We start from the raw sequence: 18,514 nt of genomic DNA on the forward strand, positions 1-18,514 counted from the left end.
TCCGCGGCTGATTCCCCGATAGGGGATAGGCGGCGGAAACCACGGCGAGAAAGGGCACTAGCCCACAATGACAATGACAGATCCGATCGCAGACATGCTTACGCGTCTGCGTAATGCGAGCGCGGCAAAGCACGAGACCGTGGATATGCCGTACTCCAAGTTCAAGGCGAACATTGCCGAGATTCTGAAGCGCGAAGGCTTTATCAAGGACTTCACCGCCAAGGAAGCCAAGGTCGGCCAGACTCTTGAGGTCACCCTCAAGTACGGCCCCAACGGCGAGCGTTCCATCCAGGGCATCAAGCGCATCTCCAAGCCGGGCCTGCGTCGCTACGCGAAGTCCGACTCCCTGCCGATGCCGCTCGGTGGCCTTGGTATCGCAATCATCTCGACCTCGTCGGGACTGCTGACCCAGAAGGAATGCCTCGATCGAGGCATCGGCGGCGAAATCGTCGCTTACGTTTGGTGAGAAAGGAGAGCTGAAACATGGCATCGCATATTGGTAAGCTCCCCGTCACCATTCCGGCTGGCGTGGAAGTCAAGATTGACGGTCAGAACTTCTCGGTCAAGGGCGCCAAGGGCTCCGATTCCTACGTGATCCCCGAGGGCATCACCGCTGCCGTCGAAGGCAACGAGATCGTCCTGACCCCGGCTGATGATCAGCGCACCACCCGTGCAATGCACGGCCTGAGCCGCTCCATCATCGCCGGCATGGTGAAGGGTGTGCACGAAGGCTACACCAAGACCCTGGATATCGTCGGCACCGGTTACCGCGCCGTCGCCAAGGGCAAGGGCATCGAGTTCTTCCTCGGCTACTCCCACACCATTACCGTGAACCCGCCGGAAGGCATCGAGTTCGAACTGCCGAACCCCAACCAGGTGATCGTCAAGGGCACCGACAAGCAGGTTGTGGGCCAGGTTGCTGCGAATATCCGCAAGCTGCGCGCTCCGGAACCCTACAAGGGCAAGGGTGTCAAGTACACCGACGAGCGTATTCTGCGCAAGGCTGGAAAGGCTGGTAAGTGATATGAGCGTAGCTATTCTCGGAAAAGGCAAGAAGGTTGCTCTCAAGCGCCGTCACGCACGCATCCGCAAGCACATTGCCGGTACCGCCGAGCGTCCGCGCCTGGTGGTCACCCGCTCCAACCGTCACATGGTCGCTCAGATCGTGGACGACACCAAGGGCGTTACCCTGGTGTCCGCTTCCACTCTGACCGCTGATTTCGCCGGTTTCGAAGGCACCAAGGTCGAGGCCGCCAAGAAGGTCGGCCAGCTGGTTGCTGAGAAGGCCAAGGCCGCTGGCATCGACACCGTCGTGTTCGACCGTGGTGGCAACAAGTACACCGGTCGTGTCGCAGCTGTCGCTGAGGGCGCCCGTGAGGGAGGTCTGGCACTGTGAGCGAAGAAGTGAAGGAAACTCAAGTGGCTGAAGATCAGAACACTCAGGCCGCTCCGGCTGAAGAGAAGTCCAACGACGATCGTCGTGGTGGCCGTCGTGGCCAGCGTGGCGAAGGCCGTCGCGGTGAGCGTCGCAACCGTCGCGAAGAGAACAAGGGCGATGAGCTCCTCGATCGCGTCGTGACCATCAACCGCGTGTCCAAGACCCACAAGGGTGGTCGTACGTTCAGCTTCGCCGCCCTCGTGGTGGTCGGCGACGGCAACGGCACCGTGGGTGTCGGCTACGGCAAGTCCCGTGAGGTCCCGGCCGCTATCGCCAAGGGCCAGCTGGATGCTAAGAAGCACATGTTCAACGTGCCGCGCGTGCGTGGCACCATCACCCACCCGGTGATCGGCCACGACGCCGCTGGCACCGTCCTGCTGCGTCCGGCCGCTCCCGGTACCGGTGTTATCGCCGGTGGTCCGGTGCGTGCCGTCATGGAGTGCGCCGGTATCTCCGATGTTTTGACCAAGTCCATGGGTTCGCCCACCGCGATCAACATGGTGCGTGCGGTCGTCGACGCCCTCAAGCAGCTTGAGGAGCCGGAGGAGATCGCTGCCCGCCGTGGCCTTTCCCTCGAGGAAGTCGCTCCGGATGCCCTGCTGCGCGCCCGCGCCGCCGGCATTGCCGAAGCCCGCAAGGCTCGCGAAGAGGCTGCCGCTGAAGCGAAGGATGGTGAGTGATTCACATGGCTAAGAACCTGAAGATTACGCTGCACCACGGTCTCGTGAACCGTAAGCCGAACCAGCGCGCGACTGCGCAGACCCTGGGTCTGCGCAAGATCGGCCAGACCGTTGTCCGCGAGGACACCCCGGCCGTGCGCGGTATGGTCAACGTGCTGCGTCACCTGGTCACCGTTGAGGAGGCTGACTGATTATGGCAGATAACGAAATTCTGCAGATGCACGATCTGAAGCCCGCCCCGGGCGCCAAGAAGGACCGCACCCGCGTGGGTCGTGGTGAAGGCTCCAAGGGTAAGACCTCCGGTCGTGGCGCCAAGGGCCAGACCAAGCGTACGCACGTGCGCGCAGGCTTCGAAGGTGGCCAGCTGCCGCTGTACATGCGCCTGCCGAAGCTGCGTGGCTTCAAGAGCCCGTTCAAGACGGAGTTCCAGGTCATCAACATCACCAAGCTCACCGAGTTCTTCCCGGAGGGTGGCGAACTGACCGTGGCCGACCTGGTCGCCAAGGGCGCCGTCCGCAACGGTTACCCGGTGAAGGTCCTGGGCGATGGCGAGACCACCGTCAAGTACACGCTGAAGGGCGTGAAGGCTTCCGCCTCCGCCAAGGCCAAGATCGAGGCCGCCGGCGGTTCCATCTCCGAAGACTGATTCGTTTTCGGTAAGGTGATTTGAAATGGCCCCCTTGCCTGCAAGGGGGCCATTTTTTGTGAGATGTGTGCGCACGAAGTAGACACTGTCGACTATGCTCGTGCGTTAGTGAATTGTTTTGTATCTGTGGTGTGTCAATTGTGCGCCTAACACCATAAGGGAGGAATCTAGGTGAGGACGTTAATCCAGGCCTTGAAGACGAAGGAACTGAGGAAGAAGATCCTCTTCGTTCTTTTCATCATCATTATCTATCGCATTGGCTCGTTCATTCCTACCCCGGGTGTGGACTACAAGGTCGTGCAGAAGTGCGTCACCACTCTGTCCGGCAATCAGGAGAACTTCATCGGGCTTGTCAACCTGTTCTCCGGCGGCGCCATGCTGCAGCTGTCGATCTTCGCGCTGGGCGTCATGCCGTACATCACCGCGTCCATCGTCATCCAGCTGCTGCGCGTCGTGATCCCGCGCTTCGAGGCGCTGCATAAGGAAGGCCAGTCCGGCGAGACCAAGCTGACCCAGTACACGCGTTATCTGACCATCGGCCTCGCAGTGCTGCAGTCCACCACCATTCTGGTCACCGCGCGTTCCGGCGCCCTGTTCAACTACCAGTGCTCCCAGGTCATCCCCGACGGTTCCGTGTGGAACCTCGTGGTCATGGTCCTCATCATGACCGGCGGTACCGGCCTGATTATGTGGATGGCCGAACTCATCACCGATAAGGGCATCGGTCAGGGTATGTCCGTCCTTATCTTCATGTCCATCTGCTCCGGCTTCCTGCCGCAGCTGTGGGAGATCGGGTACGGCACCAACGGCACGGACGGCGACTGGGGTAAGTTCGCCATCGTGGTTTCCGTGCTGGTCGTCATCCTCATCTTCGTCGACTTCGTCGAGCTCTGCCAGCGCCGTATCCCGGTGCAGTACACCCGCCGCATGATCGGCCGCAAGATGTACGGCGGCTCCTCCACCTACCTGCCGCTGAAGATCAACATGTCCGGCGTCATCCCGCCGATCTTCGCATCCTCCATCCTGGCCATCCCGACCCTGGTCGCCCAGTTCGGCAGCTCCGATCAGTCCTGGGTCAAGTGGATCAACGCCAACCTGGGCAACACCACCTCCGTGTGGTACATCGCCCTGTACGCGCTGATGATCGTCTTCTTCTGCTTCTTCTACACGTCGATCACGTTCAACCCGGACGAGACCGCCGACAACATGAAGCAGTACGGCGGCTTCATCCCTGGCATCCGCGCGGGCAGCGCCACCAGCCGCTACCTGACCTACGTGATGAACCGTCTGAACACGGTCGGCGCGGTCTACCTGCTGTTCGTGGCCCTGATCCCGACCGTGCTGATCATGGCCCTGAACCTCAACACCAAGCTGCCGTTCGGTGGCACCACCATCCTGATCATCGCGGGCGTCGGCCTCGACACCCTGCGTCAGGCGAAGGCGCAGACCGAACAGTTCCAGTACGCTGGCTTCCTGTTCGAGAACACCGATCACCAGGAAGGCAAGTGACGGGTCGCTGACCCGGCCATACTTACGGAGCGCTACGGAGCTGGACTTCGATAGCGCTCCGTTACGTATAACCCACACAACAGAATCCAACATAGAAAGAGAACCCTCATGCGTCTGCTGATCATGGGCCCCCAGGGCGTCGGCAAGGGCACCCAGGCCGCACTGCTCGCCGAGCATTACGGCATCCCCGCCATCTCCACTGGTGACATCTTCCGTGCCAACATCAAGGGCAAGACCGAGCTCGGCCTCAAGGTCATCGAATACACCGACAAGGGCGAGCTGGTCCCCGACGAGCTCACCAACTCCATCGTCAAGGACCGTCTGGCCCAGGACGACACCGCCAACGGCTGGATCCTCGACGGCTACCCGCGTAACGCCGCCCAGGTCGAAGCCCTCGACGCCATGCTCGAAGAGCTCGGCACCCCGCTCGACGCCGTGGTCGCCCTCGACGCCGATCATGACGTGCTGATGGCCCGCATCGCCAAGCGCGCCGAGGAACAGGGCCGCACCGACGACACGCCGGAAGCCATCGCCAAGCGCCTCGCCACCTACGCCAAGGAGACCGCGCCGCTGCTGGACACCTACAAGAGCCGTGGCCAGCTGGTCGCCATCGACGGTGTTGGCGAGATCGACGCCATCCAGAAGAACATTGTCGACGCGCTCGACGCCCGCTGAACGGACGTCTGATCGCCGTAGCGAACTCATGACGGCGGGGTAGACCCGCCGGCCTATAGGGCCCCCAATATCGCGTGACACGCCGTCCGCGATCTTGGGGGCCCTACTGTGTATTCTTGCAAGTTGGTGTTTCTTCGGAAGCGCCGTGTAATGCACCCACAAGGATGGACTGGAGCTAATGGCTAAAGACGGTGTGATTGAAGTCGAAGGTCAGGTAGTCGAAGCACTGCCGAACGCGATGTTTCGTGTTGAACTTGAGAACAAGCACATCGTGCTGGCCACCATCTCCGGAAAGATGCGGAAGAACTACATTCGCATCCTCCCGCAGGATCGCGTGGTGCTCGAGATGAGCCCGTACGATCTGACTCGCGGACGCATTACGTACCGTTATAAGTAAAGGTACAAGTAAAGGAAAACCATGAAGGTCAGCCCTAGTGTGAAGAGGATCTGCGAAAACTGCCGCGTGATCCGTCGTCACGGCCGCGTCATGGTGATCTGTGTCAACCCGCGCCACAAGCAGCGCCAGGGCTGAGCAGATTTCCCTGCGGCACAAGTAATAAGGCACTTTCTCACAACGCCTTCTCTTGGAAGCGACGTTGAACCACGGGTACGTAGGCCCGTGCCGGATAACCGGGCGAGAGGGTGCAAGACCTACGGAGCATAGAAGGAATCGCAATGGCACGTCTTGCCGGAGTCGACATCCCTAACGAGAAGCGCATCGAGATCGCCCTCACCTACATTTTCGGTGTGGGTCGCACTCGTGCGAAGCAAACGCTTGCTGCGACCGGTATCAACCCGGATATTCGCGTCAAGGATCTTACCGACGAGCAGCTGATCACGCTGCGTGACTACCTCGAAGCCAACTTCAAGATCGAGGGCGATCTGCGTCGTGAGATCGACGCCGATATCCGTCGTAAGATTCAGATCAACTGCTATCAAGGCCAGCGTCACCGTAAGGGTCTTCCCGTGCGTGGTCAGCGCACCAAGACCAATGCTCGTACCCGCAAGGGCCCGAAGCGCACGGTCGCCGGAAAGAAGAAGGCCACCAAGTAATAGGTGGCGAGGCATACGCCACGAGGTGTGCATCCTCATCGCGTAGGCCAGCAAGACATTCGTTATTAGGAAACGAGGATCAATGGCAGCTCAGAAGCAAGCCGCGCGCAAGCCTCGTCGCCGCGACCGCAAGTCGGTCCCGGTCGGGCAGGCGCACATCAAGTCCACTTTTAACAACACGATCATCTCGATCACCGATCCGTCCGGCGCTGTGGTGTCCTGGGCCTCCGGTGGCGACGTCGGCTTCAAGGGCTCCCGTAAGTCCACGCCGTACGCTGCCGGCATGGCTGCCGAGTCCGCCGCCCGCAAGGCGATGGAACACGGCGTCAAGAAGGTCGACGTATTCGTGAAGGGCCCGGGTTCCGGTCGTGAAACCGCTATCCGCTCCCTGCAGTCTGCAGGTCTTGAAGTCGGCTCCATCACCGACGTCACCCCGCAAGCACACAACGGCGTTCGTCCCCCGAAGCGCCGTCGCGTCTGAGCACTACTAGACAATATTCATCCAACGTGCTTATGTTCGGCGAGTGCACCGCCGTTCAGAAGCTGAAAGGATACCACAGTGCTTATTGCACAGCGTCCGACTCTTACCGAGGAATCGCTGAATCCTCAGCGCTCCCGTTTTACTATCGAACCGCTTGAACCGGGCTTCGGCTACACGCTTGGCAACTCGCTGCGCCGTACCCTGTTGAGCTCGATTCCGGGTGCCGCTGTTACTTCGGTACGTATCTCCGGTGCCCTGCATGAGTTCACCACTCTGCCGGGTGTGCAGGAAGACGTCACCGAGATCCTGCTGAACATCAAGGGCATCGTGCTCACCAGCGAATATGATGAGCCCGTCGTGATGTACCTGCGCAAGAGCGGCAAGGGTGAAGCCACCGCAGGCGATATCACCCCGCCCGCCGGCGTCACCATCGCCAACCCGGACAAGCACATCGCCACCCTCGCCGAAGATGGCGAACTCGAGATCGAGTTCACCGTCGAGCGTGGCCGCGGTTACGTCCCGGCGTCGATGAACAAGCAGGATGCTGACGAAATCGGCCGTATCCCGGTCGATTCCATCTACTCCCCGGTGCTCAAGGTGAGCTACAAGGTCGAGGCCACCCGTGTGGAACAGCGCACGGACTTCGACAAGCTCATTCTGGACGTGGAGACCAAGCCGGCCATTTCCCCGCGTGACGCGGTGGCTTCCGCCGGTTCCACCCTGGTGGAGCTCTTCGGTCTGTGCCGTGAGCTCAACGTTCAGGCTGAGGGCGTTGAGGTTGGTTCCGCTCCCGTTGTGGAAGAAGCCAACCCCGAGCATGCCGTGCCGATTGAGGATCTGAACCTCACTCAGCGCAGCTACAACTGCCTGAAGCGTGAGGGCATCCACACCATCGGTGAGCTTGTCTCCCACACCGAGCAGGATCTGCTCGACATCCGCAATTTCGGTATGAAGTCCATCGACGAGGTCAAGGAGAAGCTCCAGTCCCTGGGGCTTTCCCTGAAGGCTTCGCCGCTCGGCGACTTCGACCCCAATAATCTCGAAGGCGGCACTTTCTTCTCCCCGGAAGACGAGTGATCGCATAACCTTCGACCAACCGCTTGACCGGTTCGGATGTTCGGGCTCTTGCCCACCTGAACCGGCCCGGCAAAAGGAGTAACAATGCCTACACCCAAGAAGGGCCCGCGTCTGGCGTCCAGCCCGGCACACGAGCGCCTTATGCTCGCGAACATGGCTACCAGCCTGTTCCAGAACGGCCGCATCACCACCACGCTGCCGAAGGCCAAGCGCCTTCGTCCGCTGGCCGAGCGCCTGATCACCTTCGCCAAGCGCGGTGATCTGCACTCCCGCCGTCGCGTGATGCGCGTCATCCGCAACAAGTCCGTCGTGCATAAGCTGTTCACCGAGATCGCCGAGCAGATGGAGCAGCGCGAGGGCGGCTACACCCGCATCGTGAAGATCGCCTCCCGTACCGGCGACAATGCGCCTGCAGCCATCATCGAGCTCGTCACCGAGCCGGTGAGCCCGAAGAAGGCCGTCGTCAAGGAAGCCGAAGCCGCGACCAAGGTCGCCGCCGAAGCCGAAGCTCCCGTTGAGGAAGCCAAGGACGAGGCCGAGAAGGCTGAGTGAACCAGTAATTTAGCTGGTTGAAAAGGCTGGGAACCTGCGTGGTTCCCAGCCTTTTTCGTATATGAGGCGGGCTTATGCGCCTCGGGAATCGGGAAGCGGGAATGGGGGAGCGGAGCCGTGACCGCCTCGCCTCGTCGTGCGCGATGCCGTGCCATGCCATGCCGGAGCGTGCCGAATCACGCCATGCCGTGCCGTGCTATGCCATGCCGGGCGGCCTGCTCGAGGCGGTAAGCGAACCGGGTGGTTGCCGCGCGAAGGTTGAGGGAACCCGTACTATGGGTGGTTATGAGACTTCGGATCGATTTGGCATATGACGGCGGGGCATTCTACGGATGGGCCGTGCAACCAGACATTCGCACGGTGCAGGGGGAAGTGGAGCAGGCGCTTCACCGTATCCTGCGTGTCGCCGCCGATGATGCCGACGAGCCGCTGCGCCTGGTGGTGGCGGGGCGTACCGATACGGGCGTGCACGCCAGCCATCAGGTGTGCCATATCGACATCAGCGATGATGTCCTGCAACGGGCGGTCGGGCATATGAAGGTTCCCGCGGTGACCGCTTTGGAACATCGCCTGCAGCGTCTGCTGCCCGCTGACATCGCCATTCACCGCATCAGCGTGGCGCCGGAAGGCTTCGACGCCAGATTCTCCGCGCTGGAACGCACGTACGTGTATCGCATCGCCGACCGCCGAAGCGAAGTCGACCCGCGGCTGCGCGGCTGCGTGCTCCACATCGACGATGACCTCGACATCGAGGCGATGAACCATGCCGCGGCAATGACCATCGGCCTGCATGATTTCGGTTCCTTCGCCACCCCGAATCCGGGAGGCACCACCATCCGCGAAGTCAAGCGTGCGCGATGGACACGCATCGGCACGTCGCCGCTCGTTGCACCGAACGCATCGGAAACCGGCCGGGAAAAAGGCTCGGAAACCGGGTATATCGTGCCGACCTTCGAATCCGGTCTGGTTTGCTTCACCATCGTCGCCGACGCCTTCGCCCGCAATATGGTGCGATCGCTGGTCAACGGCTGCGTACAGGTCGGTCTCGGCAAGCGGGACCTCGACTGGTTCGCGGGCAAAATGGCCGTGCCCAAGCGCGAAGGCAGCACCGGGCCGATCGCGCCGCAGGGATTGACGTTGGAACACGTCGCCTACCCTTCGGACGATCAGCTGGCAGCACGCGCCCAGGCGATCCGCGCGAAGCGCACCCTGCCATGAGCCGATGAACCCATGAAACCCGGACAGACCGTCCGATCGGTCGGCCAGACGGTAGACCCAAGGCGCCGGGCGTTTTTCGGGAATGTTTCCGATGTGCCCGAGCCGTAACAATCCACGGCATTGTTCGGTAACCAACAATCATTACGTTCGCTTCCATCAGAGCATGATGCCCACGGCGGCATGCGTTGCGAGAGGTGGAAGGAGCGTGGAACGATGATCGAATCGGCGGCACGGAAACTGGCCAAGGAACTGGTGCTACGGCGTGAGGAAATCAATAGGGAACTCAGCCGCAACGGCGTGCGCTTCGGCGTATACAAGGACGGTGAATACCATGATCGCCTGTTCCCCTACGATCCGGTGCCGCGCATCATCGAATCCGACGAATTCGATCGGCTCGAAGCCGGTCTCAAACAGCGTGTGCGGGCATTGAACGCCTACCTGCGCGACATCTACTCCGACAAACAGATCATCCACGACGGCGTGGTTCCCGAGGAGTTCGTATACACGTCGGCCGGCTACTACCCGCAGGTGAACGGCGTCACCCCTCCGGGCGGCGTGTTCGCGCACATCGCGGGAGAGGACCTCGTACAAGGCGAGGACGGACGATGGTGGGTGCTGGAGGATAATCTGCGCATTCCCTCGGGAGCCAGCTACCCGCTGTTCGCACGCGACATCGAACGCCGCATCAACCCGCGCCTGTTCCGCGACGTGCATGTACGCGACAACCGCGACTATTCCCGTCTGCTGCGCAAGGCGATGGACTTCGTATCCACGGGCGGCATCGCGGTGGTGCTTTCGCCGGGCCGTTACAATTCCGCCTTCTTCGAACACGCGTACCTGGCCGAACAGACCGGCGCCACGCTCGCCTTCCCGGAGGATCTCGAAGTCGTCGACAATCGGCTGTACTTCCTCGACTATGCGGGCAACCGGCATCGCGTGGGCGTGGTCTACCGCAGACTCGCCGACGATTATCTCGACCCCTTCGCCTTCAACCCCGATTCGGTGATCGGCGTGCCGGGGCTGCTGTCCGCCTACCGCGCGGGCAACGTGTCCATCGTCAACGCGCCAGGCAACGGTGCGGCCGACGACAAGGCCATCTACTATTTCGTGCCGCGCATGATCAAGTACTACTTGGGCGAGGAGCCGATCTTGAGCAATGCGCCCACTTATATGCCCATGTTCGGCGAGGATCGCGCCGAAGTGCTCGATAGGCTCGGCGAACTGGTGATCAAGGATGTGGCCGAAGCCGGCGGCTACGGCGTGGTGTTCGGCAGTGATCTCGGCAAGACGGAGCGCGAGGATCTGGCCGATCGCATCAAGGCCGAACCCCGGCGATTCATCGCCCAGGAGGTCATCCAATTCCGCGACTTGGAAGTGGTCGATTCGGCGACCGGCGAAACCGTGCCGCGCAAGGCCGATCTGCGCGCCTTCGTCATCACCGGCCAGAACACGCACGTCTGGTATTCGGGCCTGACACGCTATTCGTCCGTTCCCGGGCAGATGATCGTCAACTCCTCGCAGGGAGGCGGATTCAAAGACACTTGGGTGCTCGCCCCCGACACGAAGGGCGGCACGCGTCCGGCCAACGAGATCACCTCGGTGAACCTCATCCCGCACGTGCGCAAGCATGCGCTGCAGCTGGTCACGGCATCCAAGGCGGATAACCTGTACTGGCTCGGGCGGTACACCGAACGCGCGTTCACCACGCTGGTGCAGTTCTACCCCTTCTACGACCGCGTGATGGACGAGGACACCGACGCGTTCCGGCCGTTCGCCCACGCGCTCGACCTGCCTGAGGACTTCGAGGATTTCGACGCGTTCATCGAATCGTTCCTGTACGACGGGAACAATCCGGATTCGGTGCGCAGCGCCATCGTATGTGCGTTCAACAATGCGGTGATCCTGCGCCCCGAACTGTCGTCGCGTCTGGTGCAGTACATCGAACTTGCCCTGACGAACATCACCGATGCCGCGGAACGCAGCGCCAACGACGGCGATATCTACGCGCAGCGCGACGTGGCGGACAATATGCTCGCGTTCTGGGGCGGCATCGAGAACTCCTCGGCCGACAAGGAGCTGAAGGCGTTCATCTTCGTCGGCAAATACCTTGAACGCATCGACCTGTACACGCGCTTCCACATGCCGGATGACGACTTGGAAGTGTCGCTGCGCAATCTGGAGGCGTACGCGCATCTCCTCGACGGGCTGCCGTTGCCGCAATGCTTCGCGGACGGGTTGAACTGGCTGCTCGCGCAACTGCCGCAACGAGGCTACGACAGGTTGACCGTCAAGCTTAGGGCGTTCCTCGACGACTTCCGCAAACGCGCCATCATGCACGATACCGCGGAGAAAGGTGCGTTGAGCGCCATGAATATGGACGGCCACCGTCCGTGAACGCGGATGGTGGGATATCGTGAACTCGTATTGCCCGAACGGACTTGGGACATGATCCATGAAGAAATTGGTGTTTGATTACGAGATGAAGCTGAGCTTCAGCTCGCCGGTCACGAACCATCGTTTCCAGTTGCGCTGCATCCCAGCGACCGGACCACGGCAGCAGGTCGTGGACGTCGACATCACGGTGGAACCGCATACCGAACTCGAAACGACCATCGACGCCTTCGATTCCGTGGTGAGCACCGGTTTCATCCCGGAACCGCACACGGTGTTCAACTACCGGGTCACCGGCATCGCGTTCGTGGACAACGCGCATATCAAGGCCGAACGCTACCGGCCCCTATACCGTTTCGACTCGGCGCTCACCATTCCCGGGCCGGCGGTTGAGGCGCTGATCGCGATATGCCGTACCCGTTTGGAGAAGCTGCCGGACGACGCCACGGCGCTCGATCAGGCCGGGGCGATCATGGATGAGGTGTTCAAGGCCTTCGTCTACACGCCGGGCTCCACCACGATCCGCACCACCGCCGAACAGGCGCTCGCGCAGCGCAGCGGCGTATGCCAGGATTACGCGCATGTGATGCTGGCGGTATGCCGCCATTGCGGGCTTGCCGCGCGGTATATCGCCGGACTGCTTGACGGCGAGGGCGCGACGCACGCCTGGGTGGAGATCTACCACAATGGTCGGTGGATCGGATTCGACCCGACCCACAACCGTATGGTGGACGACAACTACATCACCATCGCGCACGGGCGCGATTACCGTGATTGCATGCTCGACATCGGCACGTTCTTCGGCGATGACGTCAAGCAGGATCAGTGGGTGAACGCGTCGGTGCACGAGCAGCTGCTGTGATGCCTGTGCGGTCGCCAAGGCGCGAGGCCGCGCGACGCGACACATGCGACACTTGCGACACTTGCGACACGATTTGCCGTATCGGTTTTTTGTGGCATAATGGACAAGTTGCTTGCAACATTTGGATAAGTGTCCGAGCGGTCTAAGGAGCACGCCTCGAAAGCGTGTGAGGGCGAACCCCTCCGCGAGTTCGAATCTCGCCTTATCCGCAGGTAAAGCCCACCGGTATCCCCGGTGGGCTTTGTTGTATCCGTTTCGTTTTTTCTCAATCGCCTCGTTTCCTCAATCAACGGATTGGTGAACCGGTGAATCCGGGAACGATGGAACGCGACGGAACGCGGGTCAGTCGGCGTCCTGTTCGAGCAGCGCGGCGTCGAACAACGGGTACCCGAGTTCGAAGGCATGCCAGACGTGAGCCGTGGCGGCATCGGCCAGCCAGGCGAGGGTAGCGCGGGACGTGTGCTTCGATCCGGACAACGCTTCGAGATAGGAACGCGCGCAGTTCATTTCGATGGCGGCGACGGTGGATGTCTCGATCTTGTTGGCTGGGTCGTCGATGGTGTTCGGGCTTGCGATCAGATGATCGACCTCATACACCTTCTGACGCGGGTCGGCGCTGGCCCCGGACAGCGAAAACAGGCGTTGCGCCGCGGTCTTGTGCGCGTCGCTGGCAGCCAGGGTGGCCCCGGCGACGCCGCGCGCGGCCAGTACGCCCAGCGAGAAACCGGCGCGATCCTCATACACCGCCCAGGTGCTTGCCGCACGTTTGGGCATCACCGTATCCTCCGCACCCACCATGGACTACGGTTCGCTGGTGCGGTTGAGCATGGACGCCGATGCATTGTCGAAGATCGTGTTGGAGGAGGATCGCGCCGGTTTCTCGCTGGGCGTACTGGCCGCGCGCGGCGTCGCCGGGGCCACCCTGGCTGCCAGCGACGCGCACAAGACCGCGGCGCAACGCCTGTTTTCGCTGTCCGGGGCCAGCGCCGACCCGCGTCAGAAGGTGTATGAGGTCGATCATCTGATCGCAAGCCCGAACACCATCGACGACCCAGCCAACAAGATCGAGACATCCACCGTCGCCGCCATCGAAATGAACTGCGCGCGTTCCTATCTCGAAGCGTTGTCCGGATCGAAGCACACGTCCCGCGCTACCCTCGCCTGGCTGGCCGATGCCGCCACGGCTCACGTCTGGCATGCCTTCGAACTCGGGTACCCGTTGTTCGACGCCGCGCTGCTCGAACAGGACGCCGACTGACCCGCGTTCCGTCGCGTTCCATCGTTCCCGGATTCACCGGTTCACCAATCCGTTGATTGAGGAAACGAGGCGATTGAGAAAAAACGAAACGGATACAACAAAGCCCACCGGGGATACCGGTGGGCTTTACCTGCGGATAAGGCGAGATTCGAACTCGCGGAGGGGTTCGCCCTCACACGCTTTCGAGGCGTGCTCCTTAGACCGCTCGGACACTTATCCAAATGTTGCAAGCAACTTGTCCATTATGCCACAAAAAACCGATACGGCAAATCGTGTCGCAAGTGTCGCAAGTGTCGCATGTGTCGCGTCGCGCGGCCTCGCGCCTTGGCGACCGCACAGGCATCACAGCAGCTGCTCGTGCACCGACGCGTTCACCCACTGATCCTGCTTGACGTCATCGCCGAAGAACGTGCCGATGTCGAGCATGCAATCACGGTAATCGCGCCCGTGCGCGATGGTGATGTAGTTGTCGTCCACCATACGGTTGTGGGTCGGGTCGAATCCGATCCACCGACCATTGTGGTAGATCTCCACCCAGGCGTGCGTCGCGCCCTCGCCGTCAAGCAGTCCGGCGATATACCGCGCGGCAAGCCCGCAATGGCGGCATACCGCCAGCATCACATGCGCGTAATCCTGGCATACGCCGCTGCGCTGCGCGAGCGCCTGTTCGGCGGTGGTGCGGATCGTGGTGGAGCCCGGCGTGTAGACGAAGGCCTTGAACACCTCATCCATGATCGCCCCGGCCTGATCGAGCGCCGTGGCGTCGTCCGGCAGCTTCTCCAAACGGGTACGGCATATCGCGATCAGCGCCTCAACCGCCGGCCCGGGAATGGTGAGCGCCGAGTCGAAACGGTATAGGGGCCGGTAGCGTTCGGCCTTGATATGCGCGTTGTCCACGAACGCGATGCCGGTGACCCGGTAGTTGAACACCGTGTGCGGTTCCGGGATGAAACCGGTGCTCACCACGGAATCGAAGGCGTCGATGGTCGTTTCGAGTTCGGTATGCGGTTCCACCGTGATGTCGACGTCCACGACCTGCTGCCGTGGTCCGGTCGCTGGGATGCAGCGCAACTGGAAACGATGGTTCGTGACCGGCGAGCTGAAGCTCAGCTTCATCTCGTAATCAAACACCAATTTCTTCATGGATCATGTCCCAAGTCCGTTCGGGCAATACGAGTTCACGATATCCCACCATCCGCGTTCACGGACGGTGGCCGTCCATATTCATGGCGCTCAACGCACCTTTCTCCGCGGTATCGTGCATGATGGCGCGTTTGCGGAAGTCGTCGAGGAACGCCCTAAGCTTGACGGTCAACCTGTCGTAGCCTCGTTGCGGCAGTTGCGCGAGCAGCCAGTTCAACCCGTCCGCGAAGCATTGCGGCAACGGCAGCCCGTCGAGGAGATGCGCGTACGCCTCCAGATTGCGCAGCGACACTTCCAAGTCGTCATCCGGCATGTGGAAGCGCGTGTACAGGTCGATGCGTTCAAGGTATTTGCCGACGAAGATGAACGCCTTCAGCTCCTTGTCGGCCGAGGAGTTCTCGATGCCGCCCCAGAACGCGAGCATATTGTCCGCCACGTCGCGCTGCGCGTAGATATCGCCGTCGTTGGCGCTGCGTTCCGCGGCATCGGTGATGTTCGTCAGGGCAAGTTCGATGTACTGCACCAGACGCGACGACAGTTCGGGGCGCAGGATCACCGCATTGTTGAACGCACATACGATGGCGCTGCGCACCGAATCCGGATTGTTCCCGTCGTACAGGAACGATTCGATGAACGCGTCGAAATCCTCGAAGTCCTCAGGCAGGTCGAGCGCGTGGGCGAACGGCCGGAACGCGTCGGTGTCCTCGTCCATCACGCGGTCGTAGAAGGGGTAGAACTGCACCAGCGTGGTGAACGCGCGTTCGGTGTACCGCCCGAGCCAGTACAGGTTATCCGCCTTGGATGCCGTGACCAGCTGCAGCGCATGCTTGCGCACGTGCGGGATGAGGTTCACCGAGGTGATCTCGTTGGCCGGACGCGTGCCGCCCTTCGTGTCGGGGGCGAGCACCCAAGTGTCTTTGAATCCGCCTCCCTGCGAGGAGTTGACGATCATCTGCCCGGGAACGGACGAATAGCGTGTCAGGCCCGAATACCAGACGTGCGTGTTCTGGCCGGTGATGACGAAGGCGCGCAGATCGGCCTTGCGCGGCACGGTTTCGCCGGTCGCCGAATCGACCACTTCCAAGTCGCGGAATTGGATGACCTCCTGGGCGATGAATCGCCGGGGTTCGGCCTTGATGCGATCGGCCAGATCCTCGCGCTCCGTCTTGCCGAGATCACTGCCGAACACCACGCCGTAGCCGCCGGCTTCGGCCACATCCTTGATCACCAGTTCGCCGAGCCTATCGAGCACTTCGGCGCGATCCTCGCCGAACATGGGCATATAAGTGGGCGCATTGCTCAAGATCGGCTCCTCGCCCAAGTAGTACTTGATCATGCGCGGCACGAAATAGTAGATGGCCTTGTCGTCGGCCGCACCGTTGCCTGGCGCGTTGACGATGGACACGTTGCCCGCGCGGTAGGCGGACAGCAGCCCCGGCACGCCGATCACCGAATCGGGGTTGAAGGCGAAGGGGTCGAGATAATCGTCGGCGAGTCTGCGGTAGACCACGCCCACGCGATGCCGGTTGCCCGCATAGTCGAGGAAGTACAGCCGATTGTCGACGACTTCGAGATCCTCCGGGAAGGCGAGCGTGGCGCCGGTCTGTTCGGCCAGGTACGCGTGTTCGAAGAAGGCGGAATTGTAACGGCCCGGCGAAAGCACCACCGCGATGCCGCCCGTGGATACGAAGTCCATCGCCTTGCGCAGCAGACGGGAATAGTCGCGGTTGTCGCGTACATGCACGTCGCGGAACAGGCGCGGGTTGATGCGGCGTTCGATGTCGCGTGCGAACAGCGGGTAGCTGGCTCCCGAGGGAATGCGCAGATTATCCTCCAGCACCCACCATCGTCCGTCCTCGCCTTGTACGAGGTCCTCTCCCGCGATGTGCGCGAACACGCCGCCCGGAGGGGTGACGCCGTTCACCTGCGGGTAGTAGCCGGCCGACGTGTATACGAACTCCTCGGGAACCACGCCGTCGTGGATGATCTGTTTGTCGGAGTAGATGTCGCGCAGGTAGGCGTTCAATGCCCGCACACGCTGTTTGAGACCGGCTTCGAGCCGATCGAATTCGTCGGATTCGATGATGCGCGGCACCGGATCGTAGGGGAACAGGCGATCATGGTATTCACCGTCCTTGTATACGCCGAAGCGCACGCCGTTGCGGCTGAGTTCCCTATTGATTTCCTCACGCCGTAGCACCAGTTCCTTGGCCAGTTTCCGTGCCGCCGATTCGATCATCGTTCCACGCTCCTTCCACCTCTCGCAACGCATGCCGCCGTGGGCATCATGCTCTGATGGAAGCGAACGTAATGATTGTTGGTTACCGAACAATGCCGTGGATTGTTACGGCTCGGGCACATCGGAAACATTCCCGAAAAACGCCCGGCGCCTTGGGTCTACCGTCTGGCCGACCGATCGGACGGTCTGTCCGGGTTTCATGGGTTCATCGGCTCATGGCAGGGTGCGCTTCGCGCGGATCGCCTGGGCGCGTGCTGCCAGCTGATCGTCCGAAGGGTAGGCGACGTGTTCCAACGTCAATCCCTGCGGCGCGATCGGCCCGGTGCTGCCTTCGCGCTTGGGCACGGCCATTTTGCCCGCGAACCAGTCGAGGTCCCGCTTGCCGAGACCGACCTGTACGCAGCCGTTGACCAGCGATCGCACCATATTGCGGGCGAAGGCGTCGGCGACGATGGTGAAGCAAACCAGACCGGATTCGAAGGTCGGCACGATATACCCGGTTTCCGAGCCTTTTTCCCGGCCGGTTTCCGATGCGTTCGGTGCAACGAGCGGCGACGTGCCGATGCGTGTCCATCGCGCACGCTTGACTTCGCGGATGGTGGTGCCTCCCGGATTCGGGGTGGCGAAGGAACCGAAATCATGCAGGCCGATGGTCATTGCCGCGGCATGGTTCATCGCCTCGATGTCGAGGTCATCGTCGATGTGGAGCACGCAGCCGCGCAGCCGCGGGTCGACTTCGCTTCGGCGGTCGGCGATGCGATACACGTACGTGCGTTCCAGCGCGGAGAATCTGGCGTCGAAGCCTTCCGGCGCCACGCTGATGCGGTGAATGGCGATGTCAGCGGGCAGCAGACGCTGCAGGCGATGTTCCAAAGCGGTCACCGCGGGAACCTTCATATGCCCGACCGCCCGTTGCAGGACATCATCGCTGATGTCGATATGGCACACCTGATGGCTGGCGTGCACGCCCGTATCGGTACGCCCCGCCACCACCAGGCGCAGCGGCTCGTCGGCATCATCGGCGGCGACACGCAGGATACGGTGAAGCGCCTGCTCCACTTCCCCCTGCACCGTGCGAATGTCTGGTTGCACGGCCCATCCGTAGAATGCCCCGCCGTCATATGCCAAATCGATCCGAAGTCTCATAACCACCCATAGTACGGGTTCCCTCAACCTTCGCGCGGCAACCACCCGGTTCGCTTACCGCCTCGAGCAGGCCGCCCGGCATGGCATAGCACGGCACGGCATGGCGTGATTCGGCACGCTCCGGCATGGCATGGCACGGCATCGCG

General features: G+C 61.7%; 22 protein-coding genes and 2 tRNA genes. 19 read left to right on the forward strand and 5 right to left on the reverse strand.

Translation table 11 applies throughout. The annotated features are described in order from the left end of the window. Nucleotides 1–67: 67 nt before the first annotated feature. The 18 genes from rpsH (at nt 68) to KIH75_RS00515 (ending at nt 12,791) form a co-directional block, all read left to right on the forward strand. Nucleotides 68–466, forward strand: coding sequence for a 30S ribosomal protein S8 (rpsH, locus tag KIH75_RS00430; protein WP_169080628.1), 399 nt, complete (start codon nt 68–70; stop codon nt 464–466). 17 nt (nt 467–483) lie between these two features. Further along, nucleotides 484–1,023 carry a 50S ribosomal protein L6 gene (rplF, locus tag KIH75_RS00435; RefSeq protein ID WP_169080627.1) on the forward strand — a complete coding sequence of 180 codons (540 nt, stop codon included), beginning with the start codon at nt 484–486 and terminating at the stop codon, nt 1,021–1,023. A 1-nt stretch (nt 1,024) separates the two neighbouring features. Then, a complete protein-coding gene (gene rplR, locus KIH75_RS00440; protein ID WP_219054961.1) occupies nt 1,025–1,396 on the forward strand; it encodes a 50S ribosomal protein L18 in 372 nt (123 codons plus the stop codon). Continuing rightward, nucleotides 1,393–2,118 (forward strand): 30S ribosomal protein S5, encoded by a 726-nt coding sequence (rpsE, locus tag KIH75_RS00445; protein WP_033522690.1) that lies wholly within the window; start codon nt 1,393–1,395, stop codon nt 2,116–2,118. Before rplR ends, rpsE begins: the two co-directional genes overlap by 4 nt. A gap of 5 nt (nt 2,119–2,123) precedes the next feature. Then, nucleotides 2,124–2,309 (forward strand): 50S ribosomal protein L30, encoded by a 186-nt coding sequence (rpmD, locus tag KIH75_RS00450; protein WP_169080624.1) that lies wholly within the window; start codon nt 2,124–2,126, stop codon nt 2,307–2,309. 2 nt (nt 2,310–2,311) lie between these two features. Beyond that, nucleotides 2,312–2,764, forward strand: coding sequence for a 50S ribosomal protein L15 (gene rplO / locus KIH75_RS00455; protein ID WP_219054962.1), 453 nt, complete (start codon nt 2,312–2,314; stop codon nt 2,762–2,764). 171 nt (nt 2,765–2,935) lie between these two features. Further along, nucleotides 2,936–4,273 (forward strand): preprotein translocase subunit SecY, encoded by a 1,338-nt coding sequence (gene secY / locus KIH75_RS00460; RefSeq protein WP_219054963.1) that lies wholly within the window; start codon nt 2,936–2,938, stop codon nt 4,271–4,273. Between the two features lie 108 nt (nt 4,274–4,381). Next, nucleotides 4,382–4,948 (forward strand): adenylate kinase, encoded by a 567-nt coding sequence (locus tag KIH75_RS00465; RefSeq protein WP_219054964.1) that lies wholly within the window; start codon nt 4,382–4,384, stop codon nt 4,946–4,948. 178 nt (nt 4,949–5,126) lie between these two features. Then, complete coding sequence (infA, locus tag KIH75_RS00470) at nt 5,127–5,345, forward strand: translation initiation factor IF-1 (RefSeq protein WP_003827269.1); 219 nt, start codon at nt 5,127–5,129, stop codon at nt 5,343–5,345. Between the two features lie 21 nt (nt 5,346–5,366). Then, a complete protein-coding gene (gene rpmJ / locus KIH75_RS00475) occupies nt 5,367–5,480 on the forward strand; it encodes a 50S ribosomal protein L36 (RefSeq protein WP_003808136.1) in 114 nt (37 codons plus the stop codon). Nucleotides 5,481–5,623: 143 nt separating this feature from the next. Beyond that, nucleotides 5,624–6,001, forward strand: coding sequence for a 30S ribosomal protein S13 (rpsM, locus tag KIH75_RS00480; RefSeq protein WP_003827268.1), 378 nt, complete (start codon nt 5,624–5,626; stop codon nt 5,999–6,001). Nucleotides 6,002–6,083: 82 nt separating this feature from the next. Beyond that, a complete protein-coding gene (gene rpsK, locus KIH75_RS00485; protein ID WP_003827267.1) occupies nt 6,084–6,482 on the forward strand; it encodes a 30S ribosomal protein S11 in 399 nt (132 codons plus the stop codon). Nucleotides 6,483–6,560: 78 nt separating this feature from the next. Next, entirely contained in the window at nt 6,561–7,559 is a 999-nt protein-coding gene (locus KIH75_RS00490) for a DNA-directed RNA polymerase subunit alpha (protein WP_003827266.1), read from the forward strand. Between the two features lie 84 nt (nt 7,560–7,643). Next, nucleotides 7,644–8,111, forward strand: coding sequence for a 50S ribosomal protein L17 (rplQ, locus tag KIH75_RS00495; RefSeq protein ID WP_219054965.1), 468 nt, complete (start codon nt 7,644–7,646; stop codon nt 8,109–8,111). Between the two features lie 285 nt (nt 8,112–8,396). Next, nucleotides 8,397–9,329 carry a tRNA pseudouridine(38-40) synthase TruA gene (truA, locus tag KIH75_RS00500; RefSeq protein WP_219054966.1) on the forward strand — a complete coding sequence of 311 codons (933 nt, stop codon included), beginning with the start codon at nt 8,397–8,399 and terminating at the stop codon, nt 9,327–9,329. 213 nt (nt 9,330–9,542) lie between these two features. Further along, nucleotides 9,543–11,723 (forward strand): circularly permuted type 2 ATP-grasp protein, encoded by a 2,181-nt coding sequence (locus tag KIH75_RS00505; protein WP_219054967.1) that lies wholly within the window; start codon nt 9,543–9,545, stop codon nt 11,721–11,723. A gap of 58 nt (nt 11,724–11,781) precedes the next feature. Next, nucleotides 11,782–12,582: a transglutaminase-like domain-containing protein gene (locus KIH75_RS00510; RefSeq protein WP_219054968.1), complete on the forward strand. Its 801-nt coding sequence runs from the start codon at nt 11,782–11,784 to the stop codon at nt 12,580–12,582. Between the two features lie 123 nt (nt 12,583–12,705). Beyond that, nucleotides 12,706–12,791, forward strand: a tRNA-Ser gene (locus KIH75_RS00515). A 133-nt stretch (nt 12,792–12,924) separates the two neighbouring features. On the opposite strand, the gene KIH75_RS00520 is transcribed toward KIH75_RS00515, so the two are convergent. Continuing rightward, entirely contained in the window at nt 12,925–13,356 is a 432-nt protein-coding gene (locus tag KIH75_RS00520; RefSeq protein WP_219054969.1) for a hypothetical protein, read from the reverse strand. Between KIH75_RS00520 and KIH75_RS00525 the strand changes: the two genes are divergently transcribed. Beyond that, nucleotides 13,349–13,840 carry a hypothetical protein gene (locus tag KIH75_RS00525; RefSeq protein ID WP_219054970.1) on the forward strand — a complete coding sequence of 164 codons (492 nt, stop codon included), beginning with the start codon at nt 13,349–13,351 and terminating at the stop codon, nt 13,838–13,840. The genes KIH75_RS00520 and KIH75_RS00525 overlap by 8 nt on opposite strands. Nucleotides 13,841–13,973: 133 nt before the next feature. Here the strand turns inward: KIH75_RS00525 and KIH75_RS00530 are convergent. From KIH75_RS00530 to truA (KIH75_RS00545), 4 genes are all read right to left on the reverse strand, one after another. Further along, nucleotides 13,974–14,059, reverse strand: a tRNA-Ser gene (locus KIH75_RS00530). Between the two features lie 123 nt (nt 14,060–14,182). Continuing rightward, complete coding sequence (locus tag KIH75_RS00535) at nt 14,183–14,983, reverse strand: transglutaminase-like domain-containing protein (protein WP_219054968.1); 801 nt, start codon at nt 14,981–14,983, stop codon at nt 14,183–14,185. A gap of 58 nt (nt 14,984–15,041) precedes the next feature. Further along, nucleotides 15,042–17,222: a circularly permuted type 2 ATP-grasp protein gene (locus tag KIH75_RS00540; RefSeq protein WP_219054967.1), complete on the reverse strand. Its 2,181-nt coding sequence runs from the start codon at nt 17,220–17,222 to the stop codon at nt 15,042–15,044. Nucleotides 17,223–17,435: 213 nt separating this feature from the next. Next, on the reverse strand, nt 17,436–18,368 hold the full coding sequence (gene truA, locus KIH75_RS00545; RefSeq protein ID WP_219054966.1) for a tRNA pseudouridine(38-40) synthase TruA: 933 nt from the start codon (nt 18,366–18,368) through the stop codon (nt 17,436–17,438). Between the last annotated feature and the right edge of the window lie 146 nt (nt 18,369–18,514).

It is taken from the genome of Bifidobacterium pongonis (genome assembly GCF_019331805.1).
GTDB classification, from domain to species: Bacteria; Actinomycetota; Actinomycetes; order Actinomycetales; family Bifidobacteriaceae; genus Bifidobacterium; species Bifidobacterium pongonis.